The sequence below is a fragment of the Sediminibacterium sp. genome, from assembly GCF_030695065.1.
Lineage (GTDB): Bacteria > Bacteroidota > Bacteroidia > Chitinophagales > Chitinophagaceae > Sediminibacterium.
This window is the reverse complement of sequence record NZ_JAUYTR010000017.1, coordinates 1-12,571: the sequence shown is the minus strand read 5'-3', so window position 1 is coordinate 12,571 and position 12,571 is coordinate 1. Positions and strand designations below refer to the sequence as shown.

Sequence of the window (12,571 nt, the reverse complement as noted above, 5' to 3'; positions counted from 1 at the left end):
TGATAACTTTTGCCTTTCTTACGAATTGTCTGTTTTATTCATCATTAGGATGTTCTAATCTTAAAATTTCATCCGCTGTATCCTTACTGCGTTTAGTATAGCTAATAAGGCAACCCCAACATCGGCAAAAACAGCTTCCCACATAGTCGCTAAGCCCCCAGCTCCCAAAACTAGTACAATAGCTTTTACTCCGAATGCTAAAGCTATATTTTGCCAAACGATTTTCTTTGTCTGCTTGCCTATATTGATTGCCATAGGTATTTTACTCGGTTTGTCGTCTTGTATTACCACATCTGCCGTTTCAATGGTCGCATCGCTTCCCAAACCGCCCATTGCAATACCCGCATCGCTCAAAGCCACAACAGGCGCATCGTTTACACCGTCGCCAACAAAAGCAACGCTTCCGCCTTTGGCTTTAATTTCTTTAACTCTGTTTACTTTATCTTCAGGCAATAAATCTCCGAAAGCATTATCTATCCCCAACTGTTCCGCTACATACTTTACAACCGTACTTTTATCTCCGCTAAGCATAGTAGCTTTAACATTGAGCTTATGCAATAGATTTATGGTTTCCTGTGCGTCTTCTTTTATGCTGTCCGCAATGGTAATGTAACCAACAAACTTTCTATCATAAGCCACTGCGATTACCGTGTAGACAATGCTGTTCGGGTCTATGTCATAAGTAATAGAAAATTTATCCATCAGCTTAAAATTCCCTACCAATAATTCTTTCCCATTTACATTAGCCTTTAGTCCGTGTCCTGCAATTTCCTCTATATTTTCTAATGGGATATTGTGGTTTACATCGCCTACATATTCTTGAATGGCAGTTGCTACGGGGTGGCTACTATGGCTTTCCAAAGCATTGACCATTTCTAAAATTTCTTTCTCATCAAATGCCTTGTCAAATACAACTTCCTGAACTTTAAATACGCCCTCCGTCATTGTACCTGTCTTATCCATTACTACATTTTGTATGCTGGCAAGAACATCCAAAAAGTTGCTTCCCTTAACCAATATTCCATTTTTACTCGCTGCCCCAATTCCGCCAAAGTAGCCTAAAGGAATACTTATTACCAATGCACAAGGGCAAGAGATAACAAGGAATACCAAAGCACGATACAACCATTGGCTGAACACATAATTTTCTACAAAGAAGTAGGGCAATGCTGTAATTAGAATAGCTAACAGTACAACAATCGGTGTGTAGATTTTTGCAAATTTGCGAATGAATAATTCTGTTGGTGCTTTTTGTGCGGTTGCATTTTGTACCAATTCTAAAATTTTAGAAAGCTTGCTATCAGTATAAGCAGTTGTTACTTTTACCTGTGCAACGGTCGTTAGATTTATCATTCCTGCCAATACAGTTTCGCCTTTGGTTTTGGTGTCTGGTTTACTTTCTCCGGTAAGTGCTGCTGTGTTGAATGATGCAGTTTCGGATAATAATGTTCCGTCTAATCCTAATTTTTCGCCGGGCTTTAATTGTATGATGTCACCAATGGTTACTGTTTCCGCCTTTACTGTTTTCGGTTGATTTTCTTTTAGAATAGTTACTTCATCGGGGCGTTGGTCAAGCAAGCTCTTGATATTTGCTTTCGCTCTTTTAACTGCTAATGACTGAAAGACTTCGCCAACAGCATAAAACAGCATTACAGCGACACCCTCTGGGTATTCACCAATGGCAAAGGCTCCAATAGTGGCAATACTCATTAGCAAAAATTCTGAAAAAACATCGCCTTTGCTAATACTTTCAAAAGCTTCTTTAATTACAGGAAATCCGACTGGTGCATACGCTATTATATACCAAACAGTTCTTACCCAACCTTGAAACCATTCAGGTTTCAAGGCATTGTCTAAGTAAATAGCAATTAGCAATAGTACCAAAGAAATAATTCCTGGTAAAAACATTTTTATAACGCTATTTTTATCAACAGCTTCACTTCGTTCATTACTCTTTTGATTGACTTTTTCATCCGTTGAGCAACAAACATTATCAGTACTCTGCCCTGTATTTGTTTGGGCATCGTTTTTGCTTTCCTCGGTGCAGCAGAGTTGCTTGCCGTGTGCATCATAAATATGCTTGTGATTTTTATCTGTATTTATCATTGTTTAGTTATTATTGGTTAATCTTCCTCTTCTCCAGCATTAGATAATTTTGCGTTTACAAAAAATGCTCCTTTTACAACGATTTTGGCATTGACAGGAATTTGCTTGACAAAAGTTATTGCGGTATACCCCATATCAGATACCCCTTTCAATACTTCTACTTTTTCAAAATTTATATTGCTTGTATCTTCCTTATGTTCAGTTTCCTCATCTTCTTTATGGCTTTCTTCTTCGTGATGTTCTTCTGCTTTTTTATCGGTTTGTACGAAAATAAAATATTTACCATCAGTATTTACGATGGCATCATTGGGAACAGCAGGTGTGGTCACATTGCTTAAGCTTACAATTCCTGTTATATTCATTCCATCAATTAACCCATTTTTATTACCTTTTATGCGGCAACGTACAACAATAGTTTTACTCTCATTTTGAAAAGATGAACCGATATTGAAAACCGTAGCCTCATATTCAGTGGCTGGATTATTTGTCAATCGAAAATGAATAGTTTGCCCAATTTTTATTTGTGGTAAATCTTTTTCAAAAACTTGTAAATCCAAATGCAATGAGCTGTTATCTACAACTTCAATTACTGGAGAAGAAACATCTACATAACTTCCAATTTTAGCGAAAACATTACTCACTGTACCATTCAAAGGACTAATTACCGTTAGCGCAGATTTCAAATTACTGTTTGATAGGGTGCTGGGATTGATGCCCATTAATTGTAATTGTTGATGTAAAGATGCTTTTCGAGTACGAAGGCTGTTCAATTCGGCTGTTGCACTTTGTAAATTTTTCTTTGCGCCAGCATTTCCTTCGTTTAACTCTTTTTGTCTTGATAGCTCTTGCTCTGCAAAAGTTATTCTACTTACTATACTCAAATATTCTTCCTGTAATTGTATAAACTGCGGATTGCCAATCGTTGCTATTATTTCACCCTTTCTAACATAATCCCCAAGTTGAACTTTCAATGTTCTTATCACCCCACCATATAAAGTTGTAGCATTGGCTTTATTGTTATTGGGAACATTCAGATTTCCATTTGCTTTGATGGTTGCAGACAGCTCCCTTTGTTCTATTGTGCCTATTTTTATTCCAACTATCTTTATCTGTTCCTCTGAAAGTGTGGCAATGGTTGGTACTTCTTCGTGGGCTTCTTCTTTTTGAATTTCTTTTGCCTTCTGGTTTTGCCCATCCCCATCTTTATGATTATTGCAAGCGGAAAAAGCAAGTATTACAACAGTTATCACTGTTACAAACGTGATTTTATTTATATTGAATTTCATTTTTTATTTATTGATTAATGAGAGAATAAATACTGATTACAGACTGGTTTACCTGCTGAATACTTTTCAGATAATTTAATTGAATATCGGTTGTGGTTTGCAATGCAAAAAGATATTCTACATAGCTGATTTCTCCAGTTTTATAACCTAATTGTGCTGCTGATACTATTTCTTTGGCATTAGGCAATGCTTCTTGCTGAAAATAATTAAACTGTTGCATATCTTGTTGGTATTGTTGCAAAGCATTTTGTAATTGTGTTGTTAATGCTTTTTGCAGCTGCTGAGCATTGGCTTCGGAAGCCTGTTTTCTGAAGTCCAAAGATTTTATCCTTGCTTTGGTAGCACCATAAGTGATAGGAATTGCAATGCCAATATTTACAGAATTGAAACGTTTACCAGAATTAAAATATTTTTCTGCGCCATTTACAGTATGAAAACCTATTAAAGATTGATTTGTAAAACCAATTGTAAAATCAGGTAAACCTTGCGAACGTTCTACCTTTTTGGTCTGTTCTGCAATAACAGCATCCTGATATAAGGATTGAATGGCGGGATGACTTGCAACTACATCATTATCCAATAAATTACTGATTTGTAATGGTTGAAAAATTCCATTTTCTACAATGAGAAAATCCTCTCTTGTATTCATCAAAGTTTTCAGACTGGCAACAGCATTGTTTAAAAACACTTTATTCTGTTTTAACAATAAATTAATTTCCCCTTTCTTAGCTTCTGCCGTACTGATGTCCACTTTTTTTGTATCACCAGTTTTATAACGAAGCTGTGCTATTTTTATAAAATCGCTGTACAGACTATCTAACTGTTGTAATTGTTTTTGGTTATGTTGCAAATACAGGATTTGATAATAGTAAGTTCTGACCTGCGTTTTTAGCTCTATTACCGTAAGGTTTTTCTGTAATTCTTTCGCTTTTATTTCTGCATTAATCAATTGCTTTTTTGCTCCGAATAAAGTAGGAAAAGGAATAGTTTGCGCCACTTCAAATGACTGGTCGAATTTTGTACTGTTGTACTGCCCTAATTGTGCATTAAAACCTAATTTTGGTAATTCTCCGGCAGTTTTTTTCAAGGCTTTACTTGCATCAATTTCTAAATCTGAAGCCTTTATGATTTGATTATTTTTCAGCGCAATGTTTATTGCTTCATCAACACTGGATAAATCTTTCGTCTGTGCGTTTGCTGTAAAACCTACCAATGATAGCAGTAACACAACGATAGTCGCAATGGGTTTCACTTTAAGTTTTCTTTTTAAATTAATTTTTGAATTGAAGATGATGTACAATAAAGGCAGTACGAATAGGGTAAGGAATGTGGCAGTTACCAAACCACCGATAACAACTGTAGCCAATGGTTTTTGTACCTCTGCACCTGCGCTACTGCTCAAAGCCATTGGCAGAAATCCTAAACTGGCAACTGTTGCAGTCATTAAAACTGGTCGCAAACGGATTTTAGTTCCTTCAATTACCCGTTTCAATACATCTTTTTCCCCTTCTTTTTCTAATTGATTGAAAATACCTATCAGTACAATTCCGTTGAGAACTGCAACACCAAATAATGCAATAAATCCAATACCTGCGCTGATGCTAAAAGGCATTCCCCGAAGTAATAGTGCTAGTATACCTCCAATTGCACTCATTGGAATGGCTGTAAAAATTAATCCTGCCTGTTTAAAGGAACTGAAAGTAAAGTAAAGCAGTACAAATATCAATAATAAGGAAACCGGAACAGCTATCAGTAATCTATTACTGGCTTCCTGTAAGTTTTCAAACTGCCCACCATAAGTGAAATAATATCCCGATGGTAATTTTATTTGGTTGTTCAACTTTTTTTGAATTTCTTCTACTACACTTTGAACGTCTCTGTCTGCTACATTAAAACCAATTACAATTCTTCGCTTTCCCGCTTCACGGCTTATCTGCGCCGGTCCTAATTTATAATCAATTGTAGCCACTTGTGATAGAGGAATTTGACTACCTATGTTGGTGGGTATCATCATATTGTTTACATCTTCAATACTACCCCGGTAAGTACTATCTAAACGCACAACTAAATCAAATCTCCTTTCATTCTCAAAAACCACACCTGCACTTTTTCCTGCAAAGGCAGTACTCACAACATTATTTACATCTTCTACATTTACTCCATAATTGGCTAAACGAGTTCGGTCGTATTCAATATTAATTTGAGGTAGCCCACTTACCAGTTCTACTTGAGGTACTGTAACTCCCTTTACTGTTTGTATAACTTTGCTAACCTTATCGGCATTTAACGCTAGTGTATCTAAATTTTCTCCGAAAATCTTAATTGCAACATCTTGTTTTATCCCTGTCATAAGTTCGTTAAAACGCATTTGAATGGGTTGGCTTTTTTCGACAATTATGCCAGGTATTACGGCTATTTTTTCTTCTATTGCATCGCCTAATTCATCGTATGTCCTTCCGGATTTCCATTCACTTTCAGGCTTAAGGATAATTATTAAATCTGTTGCACTCGGAGGCATTGGGTCAGTAGGTACTTCACCAGCTCCAGTTCTACCTACCACCATTTTTACTTCATCAAATTGTTTGGCAATTCTCGAAGCAAGCATCGAAGTTTCTATACTTTGTGATAATGAGGTTTCAATAGGCATTTTAAATTCAAACGCATATTCTCCTTCTTGTAGCTGGGGTATAAATTCTCCTCCCATTCGGCTAAACAAGAAAATACTAACCGCAAATATGGCAATGGCGATACCCACGAACCAATACTTTATGCTAATCGCTTTTTCAAGCAAAGGCTGATATTTTTTTTGTAACCAATTCATCATTCTGTCAGAAAAGGTTTCTTTATACGTAGGTTTTTTGGATAAGAACAAAGCACACATCATTGGTATGTATGTTAAGGATAAAATCAAAGCTCCAAAAATGGCAAAACCTACAGTCTGTGCCATCGGACGGAACATTTTACCTTCAACACCCACTAACGTAAGAATAGGAATGTAAACAATTAGTATAATGATTTCACCAAATGCTGCACTGCTACGAATTTTGGAGGCAGACAGGAAAACCTCTTCATCCATTTCGGTTTGTGTAAGCCTTTGTTTAGATTTCCGTAAGCCTAAGTGATGTAATGTGGCTTCCACAACAATTACTGCCCCATCTACAATCAACCCAAAATCTATGGCTCCCAAACTCATTAAATTGGCGCTTACACCAAACACATTCATCATCGCTAAGGCAAACAGCATTGCTAATGGAATAGCGGAAGCTACTATTAATCCGGCTCTAAAATTTCCTAAAAAAAGTACTAATACAAAGATAACAATCAACGCACCTTCTATCAGGTTTTTTTCTACGGTACTCATTGCCTTGTCAACTAAAACTGAACGGTCTATATAGGGTTCAATAATAATATCATCAGGTAATGACTTTTGTATAGTAGGAAGTTTTTCTTTTATTTTTTCAATTACATTATTGGCATTTTCGCCTTTTAACATCATTACCACACCGCCTACTGCATCAACTTCTCCATTATATGTCATAGCCCCATATCTTACAGCATTACCAAATCGTACATCTGCCACATCTTTTATAAAAATTGGAACACTGCCAGGATTATTTTTTACACTGATGTTTTTTATATCTTCTAATGATGTAACCAAACCAATACCTCTAACAAAATAAGCACTTGGTTTCTTATCAATATATGCTCCCCCTGTATTTTGGTTATTTTTTTCAAGAGCGTTGAAAATATCGGTAATACTTATATCCATAGCCTTTAAGCGATTAGGATTAACAGCAACTTCATATTGCTTTAGCTCGCCACCAAAACTATTTACTTCTGCAATTCCGGGTGTACCATACAGTTGCCTTGCAACAATCCAGTCCTGCATTGTACGAAGGTCTTTGGCATTGTATTTATTTTCACTTCCCTTTTTGGGATGTATTATATATTCGTATATCTGACCAAGCCCTGTACTGACCGGAGCCAGTTCAGGTGTTCCTATTCCGTTCGGAATTTTTTCTTCTGCTTCTTTCAGTTTTTCATTAATGAGCTGTCGGGCAAAATAAATGTCTACTTTTTCCTTAAATACAACTGTAATTACGGACAAACCAAACCTAGAAATACTTCTGGTTTCTTCTAAATCGGGAATATTAGCAATGCTTTGCTCTATCGGAAAAGTTACTAATTGTTCTACTTCCTGAGCCGCCAATGTGGGGCAAACCGTAATTATTTGCACCTGATTATTTGTAATATCGGGTACGGCATCAATGGGTAATTTTGTGGCACTCCACACTCCCCAAATAATGAGCAACAATGTCATTATTCCAATGACGAGCTTGTTCTTAATGCTAAATTTTATGATACTGTCTAACACAATTCATTTGATTAATAATTAATAATAATGGATATAAATACTTTCTGTCCGTTACAGAAAGGACAGCTAAATGTGCAATTTAGATAATACACCTATCTAATAGTAAATGAATATATCATCCATTACCAATAAATACATTTGCTGAAAATATTAAGTATTAATCTTTGGCGGCTGCCAAATGTTTCCGTGATAATTGGAAATGAAATTGAAATTTTGAAGTGGGAATTTTTGTATCTTGCTAAGACTTGGCTTTGCCTCGTTTATTTTGAACGTTTGAAACGTAAAATTCACAACGGTATGACAAGTAGCACAAGAACAAAAAGGACTGCATAAATCGCCGTTTTTCGTTTGACCATTGCTTGTATTAGAAAGCTCTGATTTTGAAGTATTACTGGTATCCATACCACACGCATCAGTACACGGCATTAAGGATAATGCCAGAAAATATATACTGAATATGAATATAAATAGTTTCATCAGCTACAAATATAAATAAATAGATTGTGCAATAGAATTGCAAAGTTGAAAAAATCTATTTGTTACATTTGTCGCATTTCCCCTTAAGAACTAAATTAGCTCCATCTAATTTAAAGTTTTGAGGAACTTCGATGTTCGGAATTTCTGTTTCAGTAAGGCAAAAAGTATGTTTGCAGTCGGTACAATAAAAATGTGTGTGCAGTTCTGATAAATTACAATTGCATCCTGATTGGCAAAGTGCGTATTTAATCACTCCGCTTCCATCATCAATGGTATGGACAAGTTTGTGTTCCAGGAATACTTTAAGTGTTCTGAAGAGAGTAATATTATCTGCTTTTTCAAACTGTTCTGCCAGCTCTTTATGACTTACTGCATATTGTTGTTTCAATAACTTTTCAACCACCAACAAACGCATAGCGGTGGGTTTTATAGCTTTTTGCTGTAAAATTTTTTCTAATTCAGTCATTGTGATTTAATTTTCTATCGTCCAATCATCATTATCGTCCTCGTCAACTGATATTTGCTCAATGATGCTGTTTGCTGCACTGTCAGAGTATGTACCATAACCATTTACGAAAACACCTTTTGCTCCATCTTTTTGGTTTCTCATCGCATATAAGATAGCCTCATCTTCCAAGTCATTAAGCCCAGTAAAACGATAAATTTTATCAATAACAATGTCCCTTAAATTAACTTTCTCTCCGTCTATTTTGTACGAAATGTTTTCTTCCAATAGATTAAAGTCTTCCGTATAACCCCTTTGTCTTAGTACTTCAATTACTTCTGATAATGTTTTTTCTGTTGATAGCATAAGTATTCTTCTTAAATTTTTGAAAATATTTTTTGAAAAAACTGAACATTTTTTTCTCTTAATTGGTTTCTAATAGCAACATTTTTTATCCTGTTGTATTGATGGACAAGGAACACTGGCATAACTACAATACACACAACAATCGCCTTGTAATGGTTTTAATCTTGTCTTGCAATTTTCACATTCATAAAAATATTGGCAAGCATCTGTTGGCATTGTTTCCTCTTTTTTGTATCCGCAATTTGGGCAAGTTATAATTGATTGTAATTTAATTTCCATTATGATATAATTTTACTTTTTAGTGATTTATAACCTGTCGAATTGATAGCTTTTTCAATTTCTATAATACTTGTTTGTTTGTTGTCAAACTTAACAATGGCATTGCCTTTCTCATAAGAAACCACAACTTCCACAATTCCTTTTAGTTTACTAACTTCCGTTTTAACGTGGTGTTCACAACCTGAACAAGTCATCCCTTTGATTGTAAACTCAACTTTCTGAATTTTGGAAGTTTGGGTAATAATTGCTTTACTTTCGGTCTTTGGAAAAAAAATGTGAGCATAAAGCGGAAATGATAAAAGTAAAGCCGCCATAACGGTAATAATTCCTAAAAATGATTTTGTTTTCATAAAGTTTGATTTTTCAGTTGTTTCACAGTTGCAGTCAATTTTCTTTTGCGGTTTCAATTTTTGATACCAAGCAAAAGCAAGCACTAAAATAGTTAACCCGATAAAATATGGACGAAAAGGTTCGAGCCAAGAGAAAGTTGAAGCAAGTCCACTTGTTCCTGCTATGAGAGCCAAAACAGGTGTAATGCAACATAATGAAGCTGCTATTGCTGTCAAAAGTCCAGTCCCAATTAGTTTTCCGTCCGTTACCATATTGTTTCTAAATTTTTTTTATCGTCAAGTATTTTAAAAAATGGGTCCAACATTTTCTCATACTCTTTTGTCAATGAGTAAAAAATGGTTTGCGCCTCTCTTTCGGTTTCAATAAGCTTTCGGTCTTTAAGTTTTCTCAAGTGCTGAGAAATCGCTGAAATTGTCATTCCAAGAATTTCACTCACATCACAAACACAAAGTCGTTTTTCTTCATAAAGAAGAAACAGAATTTTCAGTCTTACATTGTTTCCAGTCAATTCAAGTGCGTTCGACAAATAGTCAAACGAACTGTGGAGTTCCGAAACTCTTTCTTTACAGCGATTGATTTGTTTAATGTCTGCCTGTTGTCGTGTACAAGAAGTATTATCCATAATGCAAATGTAACTAATTTGTTTATTTAAGCAAATGCTAAATTATGAGTATTAAAATTTGGCATTTTATATGTTGACGTAATGGTGCTGTTACTTTTAATTCTTCTAACAATATATTAATAGAAAAATCACAAAAATATTTAGTATAATCATTCTTTCTGCACCAAATGCTGTAAGTTAGGGTCATTCTTGATACGCTCCATTTCACTAACAACAATATTCAGAATGTCTGATTTTATCTGCTTGTAATTGTTTTCTATTTCCTGCTTCATCTTATCCTCGCCCTGCTCATTTACAAAAGATAAGATTTGCGGTATTTGCTGATAGGCTTTGCTTTCTGCCGCTACCTTTTCATTGTCCACTACAATTTCGGCGTGAAATATCTTCTGCTCGATACGTTCATCAAAGTTATCTGATACAGAACCAACAAACAAACCTTGTGTAAGTGTTGAGATTTTGGAAGCCGGAATAAGGCTGTCTAACTGTGTCGAAATAGAGGTAGATTTATCATTGCGGTTAATGGTCATACTTTGGCGTTTCTGTAATACTTTACCGAAACGTTCCGAAAGGCTTTTTGCTGTTTCGCCAACCACCTGACCACTGAATATATTACCGACAGTATTCTGTATTACCTTGCTTTCCTTGTCGCCGTAATCCCTTGTTAATTGCGAAAAATCCTGAAAGCCCAAACATACCGCTACCTTATTACTTCTCGCCGTTGCGATAAGATTGTCCAGTCCCCTGAAATAAATTGTGGGCAACTCATCTATGATAACGGAACTCTTTAGCTGTCCCTTTTTGTTTATCAGCTTTACAATCCTCGAATTGTATAAACCCAAAGCTGCGGAATAAATATTTTGACGGTCGGGATTGTTACCCACGCACAAAATTTTAGGTTCTTTCGGGTTGTTGATGTCAAGCGTAAAATCATCGCCCGTCATTACCCAGTAAAGTTGTGGGCTAATCATCCTTGATAGCGGAATTTTTGCCGATGCGATTTGTCCTTGTAACTGGTCTTGCGCTCCACCTTGCCACGCATCCATAAAGGGCGACAAATAATTTTCCAAATCCGGGTATGAAGTTAAAATCGTGAATACGTCCGAATACTTTTTATTGAGTAATTCAATAGCGTGTGGGAATGTACAATACTTGCCATCCTCATAGATTTTCAGATACCAAATAATAGCAGCCAATAAGATAATTGGGCTTTCCACGAAAAAATCCCCTTGCTTCTGTATCCACGACCTGTTAAGGTTCAGCATTATGGTATATGCGGCTTCGTAGGCATCTGAAATATCCGTCATAAAGTCGGGATTGAGCGGGTTGCAACGGTGGCTCTTGCGTGGGTCGTCGAAATTTATCACGTAAAATTTCGGCTGAACTTTGTACTTATCCCTGTGCTTCAGCAAATGATTGTAGGCAATGGTGGAAAGGTCGTCGAACTTGAAATCGTAGATGTACATACTAAAGCCTTTCTCAATCTGCTGCTTGATGTAGTTGTTTACGATAGCATAAGATTTGCCTGAACCCGGAGTACCCAAAACTATTGATGCCCTGAACGGATTTACAATGTTTATCCAACCGTTGTTCCATTTGTCTTTGTAGTAAAATTTGGTGGGCAGGTTAACGGAATACTCGTTTTCCATCAGCTTGGTTTCCTGCTGAAAGCTCTCGTTCTCATTGTTGAAAACATCGTCCATCAGGGTAGTACGGAGTAATCGGCTCATCCATACCCCCGCCATCAGCAAAGCGATATAGCCTAAAGAGATAGTAAGGATATACAGGAATGTGCCTGTTGCCGGAGATAGCTTCAGCAATGGTGTGTTCAGGAAGAACAGCACAAAGCCAACGCCCAAAGCCACGTAAATTTTAGACCAGGTTATCTTCTCATTCTTTACGCCCTTTGTGCCTAAGCAACTCAAAGCAAGTAAAACCAAAGCAAATGCTTTGGTATAAAGGGTATGTGAAAATAAACCTGTTGTCCGGTCGAAATTGCCTAATATCTTGTTGATTACTTCCAACGTCCAGCCACGTTCTAAAAAGAAACCGTAGCAGAACCAATAAAGGTGCATCAGCACCAAAAGAATACTGACTGCCCGCATAAAAGCCATTATCTTGGCAAGTCTGTAAATACCAGACAATCTGATCCCCATTCGCCAAAGCAATGTGACCCCCTAAGAAACACTTTCCAATAATGGATTGATTGAGGCCTAAAAAATGGTAAAGAACTAGTTGTAATTGTTTTTCAAACGTAGGATTTATTT

10 protein-coding genes are annotated in these 12,571 nt (G+C 36.2%); all 10 read right to left on the bottom strand.

The features are described 5' to 3' along the window. Positions 1 to 60 precede the first annotated feature (60 nt). Positions 61 to 2,106: a heavy metal translocating P-type ATPase gene (locus Q8S25_RS09090; RefSeq protein ID WP_305536974.1), complete on the bottom strand. Its 2,046-nt coding sequence runs from the start codon at positions 2,104 to 2,106 to the stop codon at positions 61 to 63. 17 nt (positions 2,107 to 2,123) lie between these two features. Then, complete coding sequence (locus Q8S25_RS09085) at positions 2,124 to 3,392, bottom strand: efflux RND transporter periplasmic adaptor subunit (RefSeq protein ID WP_115050241.1); 1,269 nt, start codon at positions 3,390 to 3,392, stop codon at positions 2,124 to 2,126. Between the two features lie 7 nt (positions 3,393 to 3,399). Next, positions 3,400 to 7,767: a CusA/CzcA family heavy metal efflux RND transporter gene (locus tag Q8S25_RS09080; protein ID WP_305536970.1), complete on the bottom strand. Its 4,368-nt coding sequence runs from the start codon at positions 7,765 to 7,767 to the stop codon at positions 3,400 to 3,402. 150 nt (positions 7,768 to 7,917) lie between these two features. Continuing rightward, positions 7,918 to 8,244 carry a DUF6660 family protein gene (locus tag Q8S25_RS14735; protein WP_371131589.1) on the bottom strand — a complete coding sequence of 109 codons (327 nt, stop codon included), beginning with the start codon at positions 8,242 to 8,244 and terminating at the stop codon, positions 7,918 to 7,920. 55 nt (positions 8,245 to 8,299) lie between these two features. After that, on the bottom strand, positions 8,300 to 8,710 hold the full coding sequence (locus tag Q8S25_RS09075; RefSeq protein ID WP_048499044.1) for a Fur family transcriptional regulator: 411 nt from the start codon (positions 8,708 to 8,710) through the stop codon (positions 8,300 to 8,302). 6 nt (positions 8,711 to 8,716) lie between these two features. After that, positions 8,717 to 9,055: a hypothetical protein gene (locus Q8S25_RS09070; RefSeq protein ID WP_024566615.1), complete on the bottom strand. Its 339-nt coding sequence runs from the start codon at positions 9,053 to 9,055 to the stop codon at positions 8,717 to 8,719. A gap of 69 nt (positions 9,056 to 9,124) precedes the next feature. Then, entirely contained in the window at positions 9,125 to 9,334 is a 210-nt protein-coding gene (locus Q8S25_RS09065) for a GDCCVxC domain-containing (seleno)protein (protein ID WP_078679374.1), read from the bottom strand. After that, a complete protein-coding gene (gene merTP, locus Q8S25_RS09060) occupies positions 9,334 to 9,936 on the bottom strand; it encodes a mercuric transport protein MerTP (RefSeq protein WP_024566614.1) in 603 nt (200 codons plus the stop codon). The genes Q8S25_RS09065 and merTP overlap by 1 nt, the downstream gene beginning before the upstream one ends. Beyond that, positions 9,930 to 10,307: a metalloregulator ArsR/SmtB family transcription factor gene (locus Q8S25_RS09055; RefSeq protein WP_024566613.1), complete on the bottom strand. Its 378-nt coding sequence runs from the start codon at positions 10,305 to 10,307 to the stop codon at positions 9,930 to 9,932. The genes merTP and Q8S25_RS09055 overlap by 7 nt, the downstream gene beginning before the upstream one ends. Positions 10,308 to 10,456: 149 nt before the next feature. Further along, entirely contained in the window at positions 10,457 to 12,460 is a 2,004-nt protein-coding gene (gene mobC / locus Q8S25_RS09050; protein WP_305536963.1) for a conjugal transfer protein MobC, read from the bottom strand. Between the last annotated feature and the right edge of the window lie 111 nt (positions 12,461 to 12,571).

What these genes read in the sequence shown, in the direction of transcription:
- Q8S25_RS09055 (WP_024566613.1), bottom strand. Translation starts at nt 10,307, where the DNA reads ATGGATAATACTTCTTGTACACGACAACAGGCAGACATTAAACAAATC.
- Q8S25_RS14735 (WP_371131589.1), bottom strand. Translation starts at nt 8,244, where the DNA reads ATGAAACTATTTATATTCATATTCAGTATATATTTTCTGGCATTATCC.
- Q8S25_RS09085 (WP_115050241.1), bottom strand. Translation starts at nt 3,392, where the DNA reads ATGAAATTCAATATAAATAAAATCACGTTTGTAACAGTGATAACTGTT.
- Q8S25_RS09075 (WP_048499044.1), bottom strand. Translation starts at nt 8,710, where the DNA reads ATGACTGAATTAGAAAAAATTTTACAGCAAAAAGCTATAAAACCCACC.
- Q8S25_RS09070 (WP_024566615.1), bottom strand. Translation starts at nt 9,055, where the DNA reads ATGCTATCAACAGAAAAAACATTATCAGAAGTAATTGAAGTACTAAGA.
- Q8S25_RS09090 (WP_305536974.1), bottom strand. Translation starts at nt 2,106, where the DNA reads ATGATAAATACAGATAAAAATCACAAGCATATTTATGATGCACACGGC.
- Q8S25_RS09065 (WP_078679374.1), bottom strand. Translation starts at nt 9,334, where the DNA reads ATGGAAATTAAATTACAATCAATTATAACTTGCCCAAATTGCGGATAC.
- mobC (WP_305536963.1), bottom strand. Translation starts at nt 12,460, where the DNA reads ATGGGGATCAGATTGTCTGGTATTTACAGACTTGCCAAGATAATGGCT.
- merTP (WP_024566614.1), bottom strand. Translation starts at nt 9,936, where the DNA reads ATGGTAACGGACGGAAAACTAATTGGGACTGGACTTTTGACAGCAATA.